Annotated in this window: 18 protein-coding genes, 1 tRNA gene and 1 riboswitch; of the genes, 12 read left to right on the forward strand and 7 right to left on the reverse strand. The window is 72.0% G+C overall.

Annotation, left to right across the window (positions count from 1 at the left end):
• Nucleotides 1-56: 56 nt before the first annotated feature.
• The 10 genes from AC5WAM_RS25535 (at nucleotide 57) to AC5WAM_RS25580 (ending at nucleotide 9,559) form a co-directional block, all read left to right on the forward strand.
• Nucleotides 57-1,178: a TIGR03364 family FAD-dependent oxidoreductase gene (locus tag AC5WAM_RS25535; RefSeq protein ID WP_495518914.1), complete on the forward strand. Its 1,122-nt coding sequence runs from the start codon at nucleotides 57-59 to the stop codon at nucleotides 1,176-1,178.
• Complete coding sequence (locus AC5WAM_RS25540; RefSeq protein WP_366794696.1) at nucleotides 1,172-1,888, forward strand: phosphonatase-like hydrolase; 717 nt, start codon at nucleotides 1,172-1,174, stop codon at nucleotides 1,886-1,888. Before AC5WAM_RS25535 ends, AC5WAM_RS25540 begins: the two co-directional genes overlap by 7 nt.
• Nucleotides 1,885-2,940, forward strand: a complete 1,056-nt coding sequence (locus AC5WAM_RS25545; protein ID WP_495518915.1) for an ABC transporter ATP-binding protein — start codon at nucleotides 1,885-1,887, stop codon at nucleotides 2,938-2,940. The genes AC5WAM_RS25540 and AC5WAM_RS25545 overlap by 4 nt, the downstream gene beginning before the upstream one ends.
• On the forward strand, nucleotides 2,933-3,895 hold the full coding sequence (locus tag AC5WAM_RS25550; RefSeq protein WP_495518916.1) for a 2-aminoethylphosphonate ABC transporter permease subunit: 963 nt from the start codon (nucleotides 2,933-2,935) through the stop codon (nucleotides 3,893-3,895). The genes AC5WAM_RS25545 and AC5WAM_RS25550 overlap by 8 nt, the downstream gene beginning before the upstream one ends.
• The gene (locus AC5WAM_RS25555) at nucleotides 3,882-4,679 is read left to right on the forward strand and encodes an ABC transporter permease (protein WP_495518917.1); all 798 of its coding nucleotides are present in this window, start codon (nucleotides 3,882-3,884) and stop codon (nucleotides 4,677-4,679) included. Before AC5WAM_RS25550 ends, AC5WAM_RS25555 begins: the two co-directional genes overlap by 14 nt.
• 50 nt (nucleotides 4,680-4,729) lie before the next feature.
• The gene (locus tag AC5WAM_RS25560) at nucleotides 4,730-5,800 is read left to right on the forward strand and encodes a 2-aminoethylphosphonate ABC transporter substrate-binding protein (RefSeq protein WP_495518918.1); all 1,071 of its coding nucleotides are present in this window, start codon (nucleotides 4,730-4,732) and stop codon (nucleotides 5,798-5,800) included.
• A gap of 89 nt (nucleotides 5,801-5,889) precedes the next feature.
• Complete coding sequence (locus AC5WAM_RS25565; RefSeq protein WP_495518919.1) at nucleotides 5,890-7,386, forward strand: alkaline phosphatase family protein; 1,497 nt, start codon at nucleotides 5,890-5,892, stop codon at nucleotides 7,384-7,386.
• An 83-nt stretch (nucleotides 7,387-7,469) separates the two neighbouring features.
• Entirely contained in the window at nucleotides 7,470-8,249 is a 780-nt protein-coding gene (locus AC5WAM_RS25570; protein WP_138959908.1) for an HAD-IIA family hydrolase, read from the forward strand.
• An 87-nt stretch (nucleotides 8,250-8,336) separates the two neighbouring features.
• Nucleotides 8,337-8,876 carry a hypothetical protein gene (locus AC5WAM_RS25575; RefSeq protein WP_366794691.1) on the forward strand — a complete coding sequence of 180 codons (540 nt, stop codon included), beginning with the start codon at nucleotides 8,337-8,339 and terminating at the stop codon, nucleotides 8,874-8,876.
• Nucleotides 8,877-8,878: 2 nt separating this feature from the next.
• The gene (locus AC5WAM_RS25580; RefSeq protein ID WP_495518920.1) at nucleotides 8,879-9,559 is read left to right on the forward strand and encodes a class F sortase; all 681 of its coding nucleotides are present in this window, start codon (nucleotides 8,879-8,881) and stop codon (nucleotides 9,557-9,559) included.
• Nucleotides 9,560-9,678: 119 nt separating this feature from the next.
• Here the strand turns inward: AC5WAM_RS25580 and AC5WAM_RS25585 are convergent, their stop codons facing one another.
• The 3 genes from AC5WAM_RS25585 to AC5WAM_RS25595 all read right to left on the reverse strand — a co-directional run bounded on the left by AC5WAM_RS25585 (nucleotide 9,679) and on the right by AC5WAM_RS25595 (nucleotide 12,161).
• Nucleotides 9,679-10,509 carry a CbtA family protein gene (locus AC5WAM_RS25585; protein WP_495518921.1) on the reverse strand — a complete coding sequence of 277 codons (831 nt, stop codon included), beginning with the start codon at nucleotides 10,507-10,509 and terminating at the stop codon, nucleotides 9,679-9,681.
• A 17-nt stretch (nucleotides 10,510-10,526) separates the two neighbouring features.
• Complete coding sequence (locus AC5WAM_RS25590) at nucleotides 10,527-10,754, reverse strand: CbtB domain-containing protein (RefSeq protein WP_366794688.1); 228 nt, start codon at nucleotides 10,752-10,754, stop codon at nucleotides 10,527-10,529.
• 55 nt (nucleotides 10,755-10,809) lie between these two features.
• Nucleotides 10,810-10,880, reverse strand: a riboswitch (cobalamin riboswitch).
• Between the two features lie 459 nt (nucleotides 10,881-11,339).
• Nucleotides 11,340-12,161 (reverse strand): ANTAR domain-containing protein, encoded by an 822-nt coding sequence (locus AC5WAM_RS25595; protein WP_495518922.1) that lies wholly within the window; start codon nucleotides 12,159-12,161, stop codon nucleotides 11,340-11,342.
• Between the two features lie 159 nt (nucleotides 12,162-12,320).
• Between AC5WAM_RS25595 and AC5WAM_RS25600 the strand changes: the two genes are divergently transcribed.
• A complete protein-coding gene (locus AC5WAM_RS25600) occupies nucleotides 12,321-13,355 on the forward strand; it encodes a glycoside hydrolase family 6 protein (RefSeq protein WP_495518923.1) in 1,035 nt (344 codons plus the stop codon).
• Between the two features lie 124 nt (nucleotides 13,356-13,479).
• Here AC5WAM_RS25600 and glxA read toward each other — a convergent pair whose 3' ends face one another.
• The 4 genes from glxA to AC5WAM_RS25620 form a co-directional block, all read right to left on the reverse strand.
• A complete protein-coding gene (gene glxA, locus AC5WAM_RS25605; protein WP_495518924.1) occupies nucleotides 13,480-15,417 on the reverse strand; it encodes a radical copper oxidase GlxA in 1,938 nt (645 codons plus the stop codon).
• Complete coding sequence (locus AC5WAM_RS25610) at nucleotides 15,414-17,402, reverse strand: glycosyltransferase family 2 protein (protein WP_366794684.1); 1,989 nt, start codon at nucleotides 17,400-17,402, stop codon at nucleotides 15,414-15,416. The genes glxA and AC5WAM_RS25610 overlap by 4 nt, the downstream gene beginning before the upstream one ends.
• Before the next feature lie 332 nt (nucleotides 17,403-17,734).
• Nucleotides 17,735-18,448: a FadR/GntR family transcriptional regulator gene (locus AC5WAM_RS25615; protein WP_366794683.1), complete on the reverse strand. Its 714-nt coding sequence runs from the start codon at nucleotides 18,446-18,448 to the stop codon at nucleotides 17,735-17,737.
• A gap of 172 nt (nucleotides 18,449-18,620) precedes the next feature.
• Nucleotides 18,621-18,694, reverse strand: a tRNA-Lys gene (locus tag AC5WAM_RS25620).
• 243 nt (nucleotides 18,695-18,937) lie between these two features.
• Here AC5WAM_RS25620 and AC5WAM_RS25625 point away from each other — a divergent pair.
• Nucleotides 18,938-20,275 carry a peptidoglycan-binding protein gene (locus AC5WAM_RS25625; protein ID WP_495518925.1) on the forward strand — a complete coding sequence of 446 codons (1,338 nt, stop codon included), beginning with the start codon at nucleotides 18,938-18,940 and terminating at the stop codon, nucleotides 20,273-20,275.
• The last annotated feature ends 37 nt before the right edge of the window (nucleotides 20,276-20,312 follow it).

Consider the following 20,312-nt stretch of genomic DNA (forward strand, 5'->3'; position numbering starts at 1 on the left):
CCTTTGGTTGCCGCCCGGCCCTCGCCGGGCCACCCGCCGAAAGGAACGTTGCCGTCGTGAGAGTCATCGTCGTAGGAGCAGGCGTGGTCGGAACCATGCACGCCTGGCACGCAGTGGAGCGCGGCCACGAGGTCGTACAGATCGAGCGCGAGAGCGAGGCCCGAGGGGCGTCCCTGCGCAACTTCGGGCAGATATGGGTGAGCGGCCGCGCGGGCGGCGAGGAGCTGGAGACGGCCCTGCGCGCCCGCGAGCTGTGGGAGGGGATCGGCGCCCGCGTCCCGGGCCTCGGCTTCCGCGCCAACGGCTCGCTGACCCTGGTGCGCACCGAGCGGGAGCGCGCCGTCGCCGAGGCCGCGCTCGCCCGCCCCGACGCCGCCGCCCGCGGCTACAAGCTGTTCGCCCCCGACGAGGCCCGCGCGCTCAACCCCGCGCTGCGCGGCGACTTCGCCGCCGCCCTGTGGTGCGAACGGGACGCCGCCGTCGAGCCGCGCACCGCGCAGCTGCGCCTGCGCGAGGAGCTGCGGAAGTCCCCGCGCTACACCTTCCTGCCCGGCCGCGAGGTCCGCGACGTCGTCGGCCCCGGCGCGGTGCGCGACGACCACGGCGACGTGCACACCGGCGACGCCGTCGTGCTGTGCACCGGCGCCTGGCTCGGCGGCCTCGTGCGCGAGCTGGCGCCGGACCTGCCGGTGCGCCGCGTACGGCTCCAGATGATGCAGACCGACCCGCTGGGCGAGCCGCTCACCACGTCCGTCGCCGACGCCGACAGCTTCCGCTACTACCCGGCGTACCGCTCCCCGGAGCTCGACGCCCTCAACGCCGGGCAGGAGCAGCCCCCGACGGCCGCCGCGCACAAGATGCAGCTCCTCATGGTGCAGCGCGCCGACGGCGGCCTGACCATCGGCGACACCCACGAGTACGAGCACCCCTTCGCCTTCGACACCGTCGAGGACCCCTACGACCACCTCGCCGAGGTCGTCGAGGGCTTCCTCGGGCGCCCCCTGCCCAAGGTCCGGCGGCGCTGGGCGGGGGTGTACGCGCAGTGCGTCGACACCAGCAGGGTCGTGCACCGCGAGCGCGTGGGCGACGGGGTGTGGCTGGTCACCGGGCCCGGCGGGCGCGGCATGACCTGCTCGCCCGCGATCGCCGAGCAGACCGCCGACGAACTGGGATGGTGAGGGAATTGACCACGCACGACACCACGCGCATCAAGCTGGCCGTACTCGACATGGCCGGGACCACCGTCGCCGACGGCGGCCTGGTCGAGCGGGCCTTCGCGGCGGCCGCGGGGGAGCTGGGCGTCGAGCCGGGCTCCGCCGACCACGCGGCGAAGCTCGACTACGTCCGCGCCACCATGGGCGAGTCCAAGATCTCGGTCTTCCGGCACCTGTTCGGCGCCGAGGACCTGGCCCAGCGGGCCAACACGGCCTTCGAGAAGGCGTACGGGGAGCTGGTCGACGGTGGTCTCATCGCCCCCGTCGCCGGGGCCCGCGAAGCCGTCGAGGAACTCAGGGCCGACGGTCTCACCGTGGTCCTCACCACGGGCTTCGCCCGTGTCACCCAGGACGCGATCCTCGACGCCCTCGGCTGGCGGGACCTGGTGGAGCTGACCCTGTGCCCCGCCGACGCGGGCGGGCGCGGGCGCCCCTACCCGGACATGGTGCTCGCCGCGTTCCTGCGCACCGGCGCCGCCGACTCGGTGCGCGAGGTGGCCGTCGCCGGGGACACCGCGTACGACATGCGCAGCGGCACCCGCGCCGGAGCCGGGATCGTCGCGGGCGTCCTGACCGGCGCCCACGACGAGCCCGCGCTGCGGGACGCCGGGGCCACGCACGTGCTGCCCTCGGTCGTGGAACTGCCCGCCCTGATACGGGACTTCGGGTCATGAGCAGCGGCATACGGTTCGACTCGGTGTCGGTCGCGTACGGCGGCAACGTCGTCCTCGACTCGCTCGACCTGACCGTCGAGCCCGGCGAGGTCATGGCGCTGCTCGGGCCCTCCGGGTCCGGCAAGACCACCGCCCTCCGGGCCGTCGCCGGGTTCGTGACACCGGCCGCCGGGCGGGTGTTCATCGGCGACCGCGACGTGACGGGCCTGCCGCCGCACCGGCGCGGCATCGGCATGGTCGTCCAGCAGTACGCGCTCTTCCCGCACCTGCGGGTCGAGGAGAACGTGGCGTTCGGCCTCCGGGCGCAGAAGGCCCCCAAGGCGGAGATCCCGGCGCGCGTCGCCGACGCCCTGGAGATGGTCGGGATGGCCGCGTACGCCCGGCGGTTCCCGCGCGAGCTGTCCGGCGGCCAGCAGCAGCGCGTCGCCATCGCCCGGGCCCTCGCCATCCGGCCCGGGGTGCTCCTCCTCGACGAGCCGCTGTCCGCGCTCGACGCGCAGCTGCGCTCCGGCATGCTCGCCGAACTCGCCCGGCTGCACCGGGAACTGCCGGACGTCTCCATCCTGTACGTCACCCACGACCAGGTCGAGGCGCTCACCCTCGCCGACCGGATCGCCGTCATGGACCGGGCCCGGCTGCGGGACGTGGGCACGCCGCAGGAGCTGTACCGGCGCCCGCGCACGGAGTTCACGGCCTCCTTCGTGGGCAACGCGAACCTCCTGCCGGTGTCGGTGGGCGAGGGCGCGGTGTCCCTCGGCGCGGCCGAGGTGAAGGTCGCCACGGACGGGGTCGCGGCCGGGGCCACGGCCACGCTGTGCGTACGGCCGCACCTGATGGGGCTCGGGCCCGGGCCCAACGCGCTGACCGGCAGCGTCACGGAGGTGCAGTGGCGGGGGTCCACGCACCGGCTGTACGTCGACGTGGACGGGCACGCGGTGAAGGCCGACGTGCGCGAGCTGCGGGTGCCGCCCGGGCTGGGGGAGCGGGTCACGCTGCACTTCGCGCCCGAGGACGCGGTGCTGCTTGCCGCAGGGGTGAACGGCGATGGGTGACCTTGGCTCGGGCCTCGTTGACAGCGGGGCGGCACCTTCGGCTGTGCCCACCCCTCCCCAAGCTCTCGGCTCCGCTCGAGCAGGGGATGCCCCACTCGCCCTGCGGAACGATTGCCCACAGGGCAAACAGCGCCATATCCCGTCGTTTGTCTGGGTGTTGCCCCCCATCGCTCTGCTCGGGGCCGTCTTTCTCTATCCGCTCGGGCTCGTCGTGCAGCAGTCCGTGCGGCCGGACAGCGGGGGGACCTCGCTCCAGCCGTATGCCGACGTGTTCGCCTCGGCGTCCTTCCGGGACGCGCTCGGGACCACTGTGTGGCTGGCCGTGGGGGCGACCGTCGGGTGTCTGGTGCTCGGGTTCGTGCTCGCGCTCGTCATCGCCTTCGTGCCGTTCCCCGGCGGGAAGGCCGTCGCCAAGTTCATCGACGTCTTCCTGTCCTTCCCGTCCTTCCTCATCACCCTCGCGCTCCTCTTCATCTACGGCACCAAGGGCATGGCCAACGGGCTGTGGACGGACGCGACCGGGAGCGGCGGCGACGGGCCCTTCCAGTTCCTGACCACGCCGTGGGGCGTGCTGCTCGCCGAGATCACGTACTTCACGCCGTTCGTGATGCGGCCGCTGCTCGCCGCCTTCTCGCAGCTCGACACCGCGCAGCTGGAGGTGGCCTCCAGCCTCGGCGCGCGGCCCGCGCGGATCGTGCGGAAGGTGATCCTGCCGGAGGCGCTGCCCGCGCTCGCGGCGGGCGGCAGCCTCGTCCTGGTGATGTGCCTGAACGAGTTCGGGATCGTCCTGTTCACCGGGGCCAAGGGCGTCACGACCCTGCCGACGCTCGTCTACGGCAAGGCGATGCTCGAGTCCGACTACCCGGCGGCCTGCGTCGTCGCCGTCGTCAACATCGCGATCTCCGTGGGCCTCTACGGCCTGTACCGGGTGGTGAGCCGTCGTGCTGGTGCATAGCCGCAAGGGCAAGTGGACGCTGTGGGCGGTGTTCGCCGTGCTGTTCCTGCCGGTGTTCGCGCTGCCGCTGGCCGTCATCGTCATGGCCTCGTTCGCGGGCCACTGGTCGGGGGCGTTCCCGTCCGCGTTCACCACCGAGCACTACGCGGCGGCGACCCGGGGCGAGTCCCTGGAGGCCCTCACCACCAGCCTGCTCACCGCGCTCGGCGCGAGCGTCGCCGCGCTCGCCGCGGGCACCTGGGCGGCCCTCGCCGCGGCCCGGCTGCGCAAGCCCGGCAAGCGGGTCGTCGACGCGCTGTTCATGCTGCCCGTCGCCGTGCCGTCCGTCGTCGTCGGGCTCGCCGTGCTCGTCGCCTTCAGCAAGCCGCCGGTGATCCTCAACGGCACGTCCACGATCGTCGTCCTCGCGCACGCGATCCTCGTCACGGCGTTCGCCTACCAGTCGGTCGCGGCCGCCCTCGTGCGTCTCGACCCGATGTACGAGCAGGCCGCGGCGTCCCTGGGCGCCCGGCCCGCATACGTCCTGTGGCGGGTCAAGCTGCCGCTGCTCCTGCCGTCCCTGACAGCCGCCGCGGGCCTGTGCTTCGCCCTGTCCATGGGCGAGCTCAGCGCCACGATGATGCTCTACCCGCCGGACTGGACGCCCCTGCCCGTACGGATCTACGCGGCCACCGACCGGGGCGCCGCCTTCACCGGGGCGGCCCTCGCCGTGGTCCTCATGGGCGCCACCCTGCTCGTCCTCTTCGCGGTGTCCCGCATCCGCACCCGCGCCTCCTACCGCTGACCCGCCCGACCCCTCACCCGAGCACCCCTCTCCAAGGAGCACGACACGTCATGCGTACCGTCACCCCCGTCCGCGCGCTCGCCGCCCTCGGCGGCTGTGCCCTGCTGGCCACCACCCTGACCGCCTGCGGCGGCGACTCCGCCGCGTCCGACGCCAAGGTCGTCACCGTCTACAGCGCCGACGGCCTCAAGGGCGAGAACGGCGACGGCTGGTACGACCAGGTCTTCAAGGACTTCGAGAACAAGACCGGCATCGAGGTCAAGTACGTCGAGGGCGGCTCCGGCGAGATGGTGCAGCGCGCCGTCCGCGAGAAGTCCAACACCCAGGCCGACGTCCTCGTCACCCTGCCCCCGTTCATCCAGCAGGCCGACGACAAGGGCCTGTTGCAGGCGTACTCCCCCGAGGGCGCCGAGCAGGTCGACGGCGCGAACAAGGCGTCCGACGGCAAGTGGACCACCGTCGTGAACAACTACTTCGGCTTCATCTACAACAAGAAGGAGCTGAAGGGCTCCAAGACGCCCAGGACCTGGGACGAGCTGACCGACGGCGCGTACAAGAACAAGATCCAGTACTCCACGCCGGGCGTCGCGGGCGACGGCACCGCCGTCCTCATCAAGGCCATGCACGACTTCGGCGGCAAGGAGCCCGCCATGAAGTACCTGGGCAAGCTCCAGTCCAACAACGTCGGCCCGTCCGCCTCCACCGGCAAGCTCGCGCCCAAGGTCGACAAGGGCGAGCTGCTCGTCGCCAACGGCGACGTCCAGATGAACTACGCCCAGTCCAAGGACATGCCCAACCTCGGCATCTGGTTCCCCGCCAAGCGGGGCGCGAAGCCCACCACCTTCGCGCTCCCGTACGCCGCGGGCCTCGTCACCAAGGCCCCGCACAGCGCCAACGCCAAGAAGTTCCTCGACTACCTCCTCAGCCGCACCGCCCAGCGGCAGGTCAGCGAGATCGGCGGCGGCTTCGCGGCCCGCAAGGACGTCAAGGCCACCGACGCCAACGCCATCGCCCTGGAGAAACTCCTGGACGGCGTGGAGGTCTTCGAGCCGGACTGGGCAGACATCTCCGAGAACCTCACGTCGTACGTCGAGGACTGGAAGTCCGCCACCGGCAGCTGACCCCACCACCCCTCTCTCCTTCCCCCAACGCCCCTGTGCCACCAGGGGCGTTGGCGTGTCCTGCCCTGCCCGCTCCCCCTGGAGGAATCGTGTCCCACGGCATCCGCCGCCGCTCGCTCCTCGTCTCCGCCGCCGCCCTCGCCACCGCCGCGGGGCCCCTGTCGGGCCTCGCCCGCGCGGCCGCCGCCCGCACGCCCAAGGTCCTGGTCATCGGCCTCGACGGCACGCTCCTCAGCCGCATCAAGGACGCCGACGCCCCCCGCCTGAAGTCCCTGATGGCGCGCGGCCTCACCGCCCCGAGCAGCATCTACGCCAACCCGCTCGCCCCCACCATGTCGGGACCCGGCTGGGCCACGCTGCTCACCGGCGTCTGGCCCGACAAGCACAAGGTCGTGGGCAACGACTTCGCCGACCACGACCTCGCCCGCTACCCCGACTTCATGACGCGCGCCGAGACCGCGAAGCCCGCCCTGCGCACCTACGCCGTGTCCTCCTGGGCGCCCCTCACCGAAACGGTCTTCTCGCCGAAGGTCGACACGCGCGTCTCGACGCCGTCCGCCGAGTACGACGAGGGCACCACGAAGCGCGCCGTCGCCGCCCTCAAGGACAAGGACCCCGACGCCGTCTTCGTCCAGCTCGACAACATCGACCACGCCGGGCACAGCAGCGGCGCGGCGAGCCGCGCCTACCTCGACGCCATCCAGGGCGCCGACGCCCAGGTCGGCCGCATCCTCGACGCCGTGGCCGCCCGCCCGGGCCACGGGGACGAGGACTGGCTGATCCTGGTCACCGCCGACCACGGCCACACCGACGCGGGCGGCCACGGCGGCTCCAGCAGCGCCGAGCGGCAGACCTTCCTCATCGCCGTCGGGGACGGGCTCACCGCCGGTTCCGTACGGCACGACGTGCGCATGCCCGACGTCGCCGTCAGCGCCCTCGCCCACCTCGGCGTCCCGGTCGACCCCGCCTGGGGCCTCGACGGCCGCCCGGTGCAGCAGCCGCGCCCCGACGCCTTCGACACGCTGCGGGACCGGCTGAAGCCGTCCGTGGACGAGACCGGCATCGGCTCCGGCGTCCTCGGCTTCACCCACACCCCGCCCGACGGCTGGAGCGTCGACAACACCAGGATGGGCGGCGGGGGCGTCACCGAATGGCGCGGCTGGGCCTTCACCACGGACGAGTTCTGGACGCGGACCGAACGCGACCAGCAGCGCGAACTCAACGTCAGGGCCCGCAACGTGTTCGCCGTCGCCGACGGCGACGAGTGGTCCGACAAGCCCGTCACCGGCACCTTCGACTCCACCCTGATCAGCCCCGCGTACGAGGTCACCGGCGGCGCCCCGGCGACCCTCACGTACACGACGTACTACCGCCACGAGGCCCCGCAGCAGGGCCAGGTGCTCGTCTCCTACGACGGCGGCGCTCCCGTCGTCGTGAAGACGTACGCCGCCGACACCCCGTCCACCGTCGAGACCGTCCGGCTCCAGGTCCCGGCCGGGGCCCGGACGGCGCAGGTCCGCTTCCGCTACACCAGCGGCAACAACTGGTACTGGGTGATCGACGGGGTCGGGATCAAGCCCTCGTGACTAGGCTGGGGGCGTCGGCACAGCGTGGTTCCGACGCCCCACCCGCCACCTTGGTTTCACGCAGACCCGCAGGAGTGCACCCCATGGCAGAGCGCAAGCCCATCGAATCGTGGCTCACCGACATGGACGGGGTGCTCATCCACGAGGGCGTGCCGATCCCCGGCGCCGACTCCTTCATCAAGAAGCTCCGCGAGTCCGGCAAGCCGTTCCTCGTGCTCACCAACAACTCCATCTACACCGCCCGCGACCTCCAGGCCCGGCTGACCCGCATGGGCCTGGAGGTGCCCGTCGAGAACATCTGGACCTCGGCCCTCGCCACGGCGAAGTTCCTCGACGACCAGCGGCCCGGCGGCACGGCGTACGTGATCGGCGAGGCGGGCCTGACGACCGCCCTGCACGACATCGGCTACGTCCTGACCGACCACGACCCGGACTACGTGGTCCTCGGCGAGACCCGCACCTACTCCTTCGAGGCCATGACCAAGGCGGTGCGGCTCATCAACGACGGCGCGCGCTTCATCTGCACCAACCCGGACGAGACCGGCCCCTCCACGGAGGGCCCGCTGCCCGCCACCGGCGCCGTGGCCGCACTGATCACCAAGGCGACCGGCAAGAAGCCGTACTTCGCGGGGAAGCCGAACCCCCTGATGATGCGGACCGGTCTGAACGCCATCGGGGCGCACTCGGAGACGAGCGCGATGATCGGCGACCGCATGGACACGGACGTCCTCGCGGGCCTGGAGGCGGGCATGGAGACCTTCCTGGTGCTCACCGGGCTCACCTCCCGGGCCGACATCGACCAGTACCCGTTCCGGCCCTCCAAGGTCGTGGACTCCATCGCCGATCTCGTGGACCGGATCTGAGGCCCGGCGGCCCCGGGGCACGGACGGGTGTGCTGAGGATGCGGTAGGGCGCCGCGCGCGTGAGCCTGCTGGTACAGGAGGTTCACGATGCGTATATGTTCGCTCGCCGTGCGTGGCGCGGGAGGGCTCGTCCTCGCGGGCGCCCTGGCTGCGGTGCCCTCACCGGCAGCCGCGCACGCGCAGGACCAGGTCAGGGCCCAGGTCACCCCCGCGGGCGCGGAGCCGGGCGGGCAGGTCGAGGTGCGGGTCTCGGGGTGCCGGGGGACGACCGGCGCCGCCGGGTCCGGGGCGTTCGCGAAGGACGCCGCGCTGACCGGCGGCGACGGGAAGTCCCTCACCGGCTCCACCCGGATCAGGGCCGGGATCTCGGGCACGTACGAGATCACCGTGACCTGCGACGGGCACCCCCACCAAGGCGTCGGCACCGTCCGGGTCGGCGGCGCCGGGGCCACCCCGCAGGCGCCCGTGCGGGCCGGTGGCGGCGGCACCGCCGATCTTCAGCCCGTGGCCGCGGTCGCCGAGGAGGCCGGGCCCGGCACGCGGCACGCCGTCGTCGGCCTGGTGCTCGCGGGGGCCGCCGCCGTCGCCGTGGCCCTGCGCAGCGTCCGCCGGCGCCGCTCCGACTGACCATGTCCGGGCCCGAGCCCGAAGGCGCCGACGCCCCGCACGGCACGAGCCGTCTCGTCCTGGGCGTGGCGTGGGCCGTGCTGCTCGTGGCCCTGTGGCTGTGGGGCAACGAGATCACCGATGTGCGCGGCGGCCTCTCCGACCCGACCACCGGCGACGTCGCCGCCGTCGGACGGCCCCCCGGCCTCGAACTGCCGGGACCGCACGAGCCGCTGGCGGACGCGCGGCCGCAGCGCGTGGACGTCCCCTCGCTCGGCGTCCGGGCCCCGGTGGTGGCGCGCGGCCTGGACGCGGCGGGCGCGATCGACCCGCCGCCCTACGAGCAGCCGGGCGTCGTCGGCTGGTACAGCGGCGGGGTGCGGCCGGGGGCCGCCGGGGCCGCGCTCCTCGTCGGACACGTGGACACGGAGAGCAGGCCCGCCGTCTTCTACCACCTCAGCGCCGTGCGCCCCGGCGAGAAGGTGCGGGTGGTGCGGGACGACGGGGCGGTCGCCGAGTTCACGGTGGACGACGTCCAGGTCATCGGCCGCGACGACTTCGACGCGAAGACGGCCTACGGCCCCCGCCGAAAGGGCCGGGCCGAGCTGCGCCTGATCACCTGCGGCGGCACCTTCGACCGCGCGAGCCGCACGTACTCGGCGAACGTGGTGGTCTCCGCGTACCTCACTGGGGTGAGCCCCTGAGCGATTCGCTGGAATTGCCGCGACGGGCCGTCGATCGCCTGCGGGCCCGTCGCGGCTGGTCGCGCAGTTCCCCGCGCCCCTTCGGGGCGATGCCGAACCGCACCACACTTCCACAGGGCCTAAGCCGCCTCCGCCCCGGCTCCGGGGCGCAGGGCCCGCAGGCCGATGCCGCCGAACACGGCGGCGAAGACCACCCACATCAGCACGTGCGACGCGAGCGACAGCATGCGGAAGTCCCACAGGAGCGTGGGGCTCACGGGCGTCGGGTCCGGGTTGTCCGGCAGCGCCCACAGCAGCGCGAGGACGGCGGCCGCCGTGCCCGCCGCCGCGAGCTGCCGCACCGGCAGGGCCCGGGCGGCCAGGCGCACGTACACCTGCCAGACCAGGAACATGCCGAGCACGCTGATCACGACGGCCGCGACCCACATCGCCTGCCGGTCGCCCACCGTGCCGGAGTCCCCGACGCCCGGCGGCATCGCCGGATAGCGCAGGGCGGGGAAGAGAGAGATCGCGCAGAACGCGGCCGCGCAGAAGGCGAGCGCGCGCGGCCAGGGGTGGGAACGCGGATCGCGCCGGTGCACGAGCGCGTACGCGACGGCGAAGAGCACGCCGATCGCGAGGCCCGCCACCACCAGGGCGATGACCAGGCCGGCGTGCTGCGTGGAGCGGGAGAACAGCTCCTCGTGGTGCTGCACGGCGGCACCGGGGTCATGCTGCTCGTGCGCCTGCGAGCGGGCCTCCTCGGCGCGGATCGCCCGGTCCATCAGCGGTTCGGCGAGCAGCAGCGAGAAGAGCCCGGCGGCCAGCCCGCCCAGGCTCCCGGCCGCGAGACCGCGGCCGAGCAGCGCGAGGACGGGGGAGGAGGCCGCCGGGGAGGCGACGGAGCGGGCCGGACTGCGGGGAGCGGTGAGGGAGTTCGGGGATGGGGGAGTCTCTGGGGACGCGGTCATGGTGCGAGCGGCCCCGATCAGTGGCAGGGGGCACCGAAGAGGTGCCTGCCGTCGTGCGCGAACTCGTGGAGGTAGTCGCCGGTCGCCGAGATCAGCGAGCCGTTGTCCATGAAGACGGCGTACAGCGTGATGAGCGCGAGGATCACGGCGCCCGCGGCGATCAGCCAGTCGCGGGTCTCGATGGTCGCGGACTGTATCGCGGCGGTGTCGGACTGTGGTGCGGTGTGCGCAGCGGAAGCGGACATACCGTGGTTCTCCTTACTGGGGTTTCCACGCCCCACGGCAGGAGGACGACGGGTTCAGTTCCTGACTTCCCCACGTGTCGCGGGGTCACAGTGGCGGGACCGTCCCGGAGTCGCACCGGGTTCCTGGCAACCGTCGCCTCGATGTATGGACTTGTCGCCGGGAGAGTCGCAGGTGGTCATGGACACTGTCAACCAGTCACCGCGCCCCCGAAGGGACCGCGCGCGGGCGGCGTGCGCCCCGGAGCGGGCACGACCTGGCCCGGTCAACGACCCGCTCCCCCCGGAGTCGCCGACCGGGCCGGTCCTCCACCGCGCGCGCTCGAGCTGCGGGAGGAACCCGGCGTCGGCGCGGGAGGCTTGCGGATGGTCCAGCGGTCGTGAGGTGTGCGGAACGCCCTGGAGCGCACGGACGCAAGGCGTCGCGCCGCACTCGGATCGCTCCATTCCGGCCGGGGGCTTGGGCCGTCACCACGACTTTAGAGCGGAAGCCGGTCCCGGCCTAGGGGAGTTTGACGCCAACTCACCTTTTGCCACGGCTTGACGAACGCCGCAGGTGGCACGGGACGGAGGCCGGGCCGGAACCGGCTACGGGGGCGGCGCGAGGCCGTCCCGCAGGCTCGTGTCGTCGAGGTCCCCCTGGATCACCATCCCGGCGACCGTGTCCATGATGAGGCGCTCCCTGCGCGCGTACCGCCGCATCGCGCCGAAGGCGACGTCGGGCCCGGTCCGCCAGCGCTCGGCCAGTATCCCCTTGGCCTGCTCGATCCGGATGCGGCTGCTGAGCGCCGACTGGAGCTGCCGGGAGAGATCGCGGTACTCGGCGTAGGCGCGCTGGTTGTGCAGACCGGCGGCCGCGGCGTCGGCGAGCGCCTGCGCGAGCCCCAACGCGCTGCCCTGTCCGTCCTCTTGGGGCGCCGAAGCCAGGCTCCCTCCGGCCTCCGGCGCACCGGGCACGCCGAGCGGCCACCCCTCCGCCGCGAAGACGCTGAGCACGCCGAAGACGTGCCCCCGGGCCCGCAGCGCCACCGCGAACGCGAGCCCGACGCCCTGGACGCGGGCCCGGGCCGAGAACTCCGGCCAGCGGGCCACCGCCTCCCGCGACGCGAGCCGGACGGGCCCCACCGGCTTGCCGGTGCCGAAGCAGTCGATGCAGGGGCCGCCCAGGTGCTGGGCCTCAAGGAGGCCGCGGGCGAGGGCCTCACCGCGGTGGCTCGCGGCGATCCGCACCGCGCCCTCGGCGTTCGTGTACAGCACGCCCGCGGCGAGCGCGTCCAGGAGCTCCGCGCAGAGCTGGCTGACGCGGCGCAGATGGCGGTCCGCGTCGAAGTCGTCGGCGACCGTGACCACGGTCTCGACGAGGGCGCGCGCCAGTCTGAGCTCCGGGACGGGGTCGGGCATGGCCTGCATGGCCTCTCCTCTTCGCCTCCCCCCAACCGGGTCGCCTACCCCGCTACGAGGGGCTGTAACAGCTCTCCTACAGGTGCTCGGGCGGGCTCTCCCGGCCTCGTGAGGGGCGCGTAGTTATGTCAGGATTGGGCACCGGACCGTGCACCCGAGGGGGACTGGATGTACCGCAAGAACACAGGTCGCGGGCGGGGTCTCGCGGCCAGGGGGGTGCCGGCCGCGGTGGTGCTCACGGGGGCCGCGCTGCTGCTCGCGGGGTGCTCGTCCGACGGCGACGGGGACGGCGACGAGGCGACCCGTCCGGTGAAGCAACAGCCCAAGGACACCGACCCGTTCTGGGTCAACCCCGACGGGAACGCCGCGCGGCAGGTCGCCACGTACGAGAAGGACGGAGACAAGGACGAGGCGGCGCTCATCCGGAAGATCGCCGAACAGCCCGTCGGCGAGTGGATCGGCCCGGAGAAGCCCGAGGACGAGGCGCGCGGCTTCACCGAGGCGGCCGAGAAGGCCGACCGCGACGCGCTCCTGGTCCTCTACAACATCCCGCACCGCGACTGCGGCCAGTTCTCCAAGGGCGGCGCCGCCGACGGCAACGCGTACCGGGCGTGGATCGACGGCGTGGCCAAGGGCATCGGCGACCGCGCCGCCACGGTCGTCCTGGAGCCGGACGCGGTGCTGCACATGGTCGACAAGTGCACGCCCGAGCAGTTCCACGAGGAGCGCTACGACCTCCTCAAGGGCGCCATCGCCAAGCTGAAGTCCCTGAAGAACACCAAGGTCTACCTGGACGCGGGCAACGCGGGCTGGTCGCATCCGGACGGTCTGTACGAGCCGCTGAAGCGCTCCGGCGTCGAGCAGGCCGACGGCTTCGCGGTGAACGTCTCCAACTTCCAGACCACCGAGGCGAGCGTGGCCTACGGCAAGACCCTTTCCGCCAAGGTCGGTGACAAGCCGTTCGTCATCGACACCAGCCGCAATGGGCGCGGGCCCTACACGGGCAAGGGCAAGGACCCCTGGTGCAACCCCCCGGGGCGGGCCCTGGGGGAGGCTCCCACGACCAAGACCGGTGACCCGAAGGTCGACGCCTACCTCTGGGTCAAGCGGCCCGGCGAGTCGGACGGCACCTGTCGCGGCGGCCCGCAGGCCGGGCAGTGGTGGCCCGAGTACGCACTCGGGCTCGCCAAGAACGCCCCTTAGGGGCGCGGGGAACTGCGCGCTCAGCCGAGGGAAAGCCGCAGTCGCGTCTGCCGAGTTACCGAGCAGACGCGACTGCGGCTTTTCACTGGTTGCTCGCGCAGTTCCCCGCGCCCCTTACGGGGCCTTAGGGAACGTGCACCCACTGGGCCTTGCTGGGGATGCCCTTGGCATTCGTCACGAAGAGCATGTACCAGCCCGACTCCACCAGACCGCGGTTCTTCGGCACGGTGACCGTGATCTCGCCCTTGGACTTCTTCAGGCCGAGGGCGATCGACGTCTGGTCGATGTCCGTGACGTGGGTGGTGGCCGAGGGGCGGATCAGCCGGGCAGCCTTGACGGAGGAGGCGTCCTTCGTGGGGAACGTGCCGGATGCGCCCCGCTTCAGGGTCTTGGGGCCCGCACCGAGCGCGGGCCGGTCGCCGTGGTACAGGTACGGCGGCGTGTAGATCTCCACCCGCTGCTCGAACGTCCCCGGCTTCGTGTTCGCCTTGTCGTCGTACAGCGAGTCCGAGCCGAAGAACATCACGCGGCCGTCGGGCAGCAGGATCGAGCCCGAGTGGTAGTTGCGGCCCACGAGCGGGTCGGCGACCTGGTCGAAGGTGTTCTTGCGCGGGTCGTAGAGGCGGGCCTCGTGGATGTTGGAGGCGCCGCGGCCGCGGTAGTCCTCGGAGCCGCCGGAGACCAGGACGGAGTCGTCGGGCAGGATCGACGCCTGCGGATAGCGGGTGCCCTTGCCGAGCTCGGGCCCGTCCACGAAGCGCGGGTCGCGCTTCTTCAGGTCGACGATGCGGGTCTTCTTGGAGGCCTCGGTGGACTCGCCGACGCCACCGCCGCCGACGACCATGTAGCGCTGGTCCTGCGCGGGCGGCAGCTCGACCGTGTTGGAGGTCTCCAGGAGGTCCGGGTCGCTCATGCCCGGGATCTTCTTGAAGGAGTTGCTCTCCAGGTCCCAGACGCCCGGGACGCGGCCGACGTCGGCGGGGCCGTAGCCCGCGTTCGAGCCGGAGTAGAAGAGCTTGCCGTTGGCCAGCTGGAAGATCGCCGGGTAGGTCGGGAACTGGCGGATCTTCTTGGTGTACGTCCACTTCTTGGTCTTGGGGTCGTACACCTCGTTCTTGCCCGGCACGAGCTGGCCGATCTCGTCGAGGCCGGAGAGGGAGAGCACCTTGCCGTCGGTGAGCGTGGTCAGCGTGGGGTACCAGCGGGCCTCGTTCATCGGGTCGACCTTGATGTACTTCTCGGCGACCGGGTCGAACTCGAAGGTGTCCTTGATGCCCTGGAAGTCCTTCTTGTCGAGGGCGAGCTTCTGCGCGATCCCGTACGTGTTGCGGGCGTCGGCGCCGCTCAGGCCCTGCACGCGGTAGTTGTCCTGCGTGCCGGTCTCGTACTTGGCGCCGCTCGCCTGCGCCTCCACGTAGATGCGGCCGAGGCCCGGGTCGTTGCGCAGGAACGCGCCGGTCTGCTTGTCGAAGACCTTCTTCGCGCGCTCGACGACGACGGGGTCCTTCGACACGAAGGTCTTGCCGTTCTTCTTGCCGGTGAACCTGGTGCCCGCGGGCAGCGTGATCGGCCGGTCCGGGTTCTCGTTGTGCACGATCATCAGGCCGCCGGCCTTGGTGACGTCACCCTTGAGCTTCTCGTACCGCTTGGTGCCGCCCGCGATGAGCAGCTTGCCGTCGGCGAGCTGGGTGTGGCCGGTGCAGAACAGGTCCGTGGGCGTCGGGATCTTCTTGATGGTGTTCTTCTCGGGGTCCCAGAGCCGGGTGTCGAACTTCTTCTCGTCGAAGTTCTTCTGGTTGTTGCCCGAGCCCGCCACCATCAGGATCTTGCCGGTGTGCAGGAGCGACGCGTGGATCGTGTTCTGCCGGTACTCCTCGGGGAACTCGACGACCTTCCAGTGGCCGTTCGCCGCCTTGTACTCCGGCTTGTTGATCTTGTAGTTGTGGTACTTCTCGGAGCCCACGCGCCACAGCCAGGGGCCGTTCATACCGGCCAGCGCCAGCACCACCGCGGTGCCTATCGCTATCCGGCGGGCGCGCCGGCGGCTGGAGGGGTCTCTCATGTGTCGTGGCTCCCGAGGGCGATGTGCATGGTGTCGTCATTCGGACCGGCCGGGGGGTTCGCGGCCCAGCTGGGCTTCTGCTGCGGCGCGTGCCGGGCCGGGTGCGCGTGCGGGGGCGCGCTGTGCGGTGCGAACTGCCGGGCGGGCAGGGTCTGCTGCTCGGGCCCCTGGGGGCCGCCGCCCGCCGCGGGCACCGGCGGCCTCTTCCGCTCCTGCCGCAGGCCGTGCCGCCAGGCGAAGATCGGCGCGGCGGTGACGAGCAGGGCGAAGGTGGCCCAGATGATCATCGCCGGGTGCGCGTGGTCGTACACGTACGCCGCCGCGATGGAACCGCCGAAGACCAGGATGAAGAACAGGTGGATCCGGAACGTGCCGAACAGCGTGTCCGGGCTCGCCGAGTCGCCCTTGGGCGTGACCACGAAGCTGCTCTTGCGGCGCAGCGCGGCGTCCATGAGGGAGCGCGCGTAGATCGGGGCCGACAGGGCCGACATCACCATGCCCGCGACGCCGCCGGAGCCCTCGGGCTCGTGCGGCGAGACGTTGTGGCGGCGGTTCCAGATGTACAGGCCGATCTGGAGCGCGGACGCGTTGCCGTACAGCATGAGCCAGATGGTCGGGTCGATGTTGACGCCGGAGGCGCCGAGGCCGAGGAACAGGGCGCAGCTCAGGGCCGCGAGGATCCAGTTCAGGGCGGACATCGGGTAGAAGATGACCATCATCGTGTAGTTGAAGAGACGGCCCGGCGGCAGCGAGAAGGGCGCCTTCCAGAACTGCTTGAGGATCGTCTCGTACGTGCCGCGCGACCAGCGGAGCTGCTGGGTGAAGAAGTCCGTCCAGGCGTTGGGGCCCTCGCCGACGGCGAGCACGTCCGGGGTGTAGACGGACTTCCACTTCTTCCCCGTCACCGGGTTCTTGTGGCGGTGGATCTCGAAGCCCGTCGCCATGTCCTCGGTGATCGAGTCGTACAGGCCGCCGATCTGCTTGAGGGCCTTGATCCGCACCGCGTTGGAGGTGCCGACGAACATCGGCGAACCGTAGGCGTTGCCCGCGCGCTGGATGAGGGCGTGGAAGAGGAACTGCTGGGACTCGGCGGCCTTGGTGACGAACGTGTCGTAGTTGCCGTAGACCTGCGGGCCGATGACGAAGCCGACGTCCGGGTCGCGGAAGAAGCCGAGCATCCGCTCCAGGTAGTTGGGCATCGGGACGTGGTCGGTGTCCACGGAGGCGAAGTAGTCGTAGGCGTCGCCGTGCGCGTCCAGCCAGGCGTTGTAGTTGCCGTGCTTGGTCTTGGCGCGGTGCGGGCCCTTGGCCTGGTTCCACTTCGCGACGCCCTTGCGGGAGAAGTGGTGCACGCCCAGGCGCGCGCAGACGGCCTTGACCTCGGGGTCGTCGCCCTCGTCGAGCAGCCACACGTGCAGGAGGCCGCGGTGGCGCAATCTCACCGCCGCTTCGAGGGTCTTGGTGACCATCTCGATCGGCTCCTTGCCGGGCACGAACGAGGTGAGGAAGGCGACGCGGGTGCCGGTCTCGGGCACGACGGGGATCGGGTCGCGGGCGACGAGCGTGGCGTGCGCGTTGGACAGGACGTTCATGCAGCGGAAGAACTCGATCAGGCCGATCGAGACGAGCATGACGACGTCGAGCACGGGCAGGAAGTCATACGCGGGGTAGTCGCGCTCCGTCCAGTGCTCGGGCTGGAGCAGCCAGGCGAGCAGGACGAGGGAGAGCAGCGGCGCCGCGCCGAGCATGAGGGCCGCGCGTATCCGGTGCGGCTCCTGGGAGAGCAGGGAGCGGTACTGGACCTTGTACGGCTTGGCCGGGTCCGGCTGGGTGAGGGGTCCCGCGAGGCGGCTGTAGTGCTCGTAGTCGTAGCGCGGCAGTGACTTCTTGATGCGTCGCAGGCCGCCCGTCCGGTGCGAGAGCACGCGCAGCTGGGTGGTCTGGGACGGGTCGCCCTGCCGCTCGCCCGGTGGCGTCGACGTCATGAGTCATCCCCCCGCACGCGGCTCTCCGCGTGGTCGTCGGTCCTTTCGCCCGCGGCGGTCCCCCTCGACCTGTGCGAGCGCATCAAGTGGGAGGCCACCCCTCGCCCAAGACAGCGAAACGTGACCTTCCGGTTGCATGATGCCCCCCTTGGCATCCGTTCATGAACGCGGGGACCCCCTGTCCCGGTGTTCATGAGGACTCTCGTCGCACGGGCGGCGTCCGAGTCCCCAACTGCCCCGCGCCGCACGCCCCGTGAGAGCCGAGGCTCCGGTGTGCCTTCCGTCAGGGTTCTATGCGCCCTTGCGTGATCGCAAGAGTGAAAGCAAGGAGTTTACCGGTCATATGTGGGGCTGGGGGCCACTGTTGAGGCGGGCGCACTCAAGCGGGTGCGAATGTTGCCGAAGTGTTCGCGTATGGCCCGTTCCGCGCGCAGGACGTCGGAGGAGCGGACCGCGTCGAGGATCTCGCGGTGCTGGCGGCAGGTGATCTTCGGGTCCCTCGGCACGTCGACGAGGTCGGTGCGGACCTTGTGGAAGGCGTCCCAGAACGCCTCCAGGACCTCGCCGAGGAGCCGGTTGCCGAGGCAGCGGTAGAGCGTGGCGTGGAAGGCCCGGTCGGTCTCGGCGCGGACCTCGCCGTCGGGCCCGGCGGCCTCGGCGTCCATGCGGTCCACGAGCGCGTCGAGCTCGGCCAGGTCGGCGGGCGGCAGGGAGCCCGCGAGGCGTGCGATCAGCCCGGTCTCGACGGCCTCGCGCAGCTCCAGGAGCTGGAGCAGGCTGTCCTCGCCGCGGTAGTGCCCGGCGACGGTGCGGAAGGTGAGGCCCTCGATCATCGGGGCCATCGACATCGGCCCGACGTAGGTGCCGAAGCCGTGCCGGACCTCGACGATGCCCATGGCCTGGAGCGCCTTGAGCGCCTCGCGCACCGAGTTCCGGCTGACGCCGAGGCGCTCCATCAGCTCCGGCTCGGTCGGCAGCACGGAGCCGGAGGGCAGCCGCTGGTCGATGATGAGTTTCTTGATCCGCTCCTGGATGTCCCGCGCCATGGCGCAACCGTAGCGGCAGAACGACGAAAGCCCCCCGTCGGTGACGGGGGGCTTTCGCTGCTCCGGGGGTGCGGGTGGCGAAGCCCCCGCAGGGCGCGGCGGAGCCGTGCGGAAAACAGAGATGGCGAGGCCGGTTCGCGCTTTCCGCGAACATGCCTCGCCATCGTCATCGTGCGCCGCCAGGGACTCGAACCCCGGACCCGCTGATTAAGAGTCAGCTGCTCTAACCAACTGAGCTAGCGGCGCCTGCTGACGGAGATAACTCTACCGGACGTTCAGGGGTGCTCTTGACCATCAGGGCTCCCGGGGGTGCTTCCCGGCGTCAGGGCGGGGAGCACCCCCGGGAGTCTTTCCCGTGCCCCCTCCATCATTCGGACCGTCAACATGCGATATCCCCGGACAGTTGGAAAACTGACGGATATGCAGATGCGCGGACAATCCTGGCCGGGGGCCTTCCCCGGACACCCCGGCGGATGTGAGGGGAATCGCATGGAGGCCGCTCCGGCATTCGAGGAATTCAGGCCCGCGAGTGACTGCGACTGCCCGGGCTGTGTGTACTGGCGGCGCGCCGGAATGCACGCGCTGCCGCCGGGGCGCGGCGGCCACCCGGGTGCGCACGGCGCCCGGCGGGCCCTGGTCCTCGCGGCGGCGGCGGGCTCCGTGCTCGGCCCCGGCCAGGCGCTGCCCGCGGCCGCGGCCCCGGCCCAGGAGTCGTTTCCGCAGGTGGGAGCGGGTGCGGCGGCGCCGAAGGGGGACGACCCCGGCACCCCGCAGGGCAGGCAGAGCCCGCTGCACGGGACGAGCGCGCACGGCGCCCGGCTGCGCACCACCACCCGGGCCGAGATCATCGCCAGGGCCGGGCAGTGGGTGGACGCGCGGGTCCCGTACAACCTGCGGAGTTTCTGGACGGACGGCTACCGGCAGGACTGCTCGGGCTTTGTCTCGATGGCCTGGGACCTCGGCGGAAACGAATGGACGGGCACGCTCGACCAGCACGGGACGCGCATCTCGAAGGCCGCCCTCGCGCCGGGGGACATTCTCCTGTTCCACAATCCGGCGAACCCGGAGAGGGGCTCGCACGTGACGATTTTCGGCGGCTGGACGGACTCCACGCGCACCTCCTATCTCGCCTATGAGCAGGCGCGGCCGTACACCCGGAAGAAGGCCACGCCCTACGCGTACTGGAAGGACGCGAACCGCTACCGGGCCTACCGGTACAAGGGCCTGCGGGCGCCGGGGCCCGGGGGTGCCGCCCCGGCGGTGTCCGCGCGCTATCCCGGGGCGCGTTCCTTCGGGCCCGGCGCGCACAACGCATACGTCACCCGGCTCGGGCGGCTCCTGGTCGCCCGGGGCGGCGCCCCCTTCTACCGGTCCGGGCCGGGGCCCCGCTGGGGCGACGCCGACCGCAGGGCGACCCGGGCGTTCCAGCTGGCACAGGGCTGGACGGGCCGGGACGCGGACGGCATCCCGGGGCCGCTGACGTGGTCGTACCTGGTCACGGGCAAGGGCCGGGACATTCCGGGCGGCCGTGGCGCGGGGGGCGGGCAGGGCACCCCGGGCGCCCCCGGCGTCCCCGCCGCGTCCGCTGTCCCCGTCTTCCCGGGCAAGGCCCACTTCCGGCCCGGGCAGAGCAACGCGTACGTCGAGCTGCTCGGGCGGCAGCTCGTGCGCAGGGGCTTCGGCAAGCACTACGCGGTCGGGCCCGGGCCGCGCTGGGGCGAGGCGGACCGCAGGGCGGTCGAGGCCTTCCAGCGGGCGCAGGGCTGGCGGGGCGGCGCGGCCGACGGGATCCCGGGCCCCGAGACCTGGCGGCGGCTGTTCCGGTGAGGGGCCCGCGCGCGGCGGGGAACCCATGGCGGAGGCG

The sequence above is a fragment of the Streptomyces sp. JLYT201 genome (assembly GCF_059448825.1).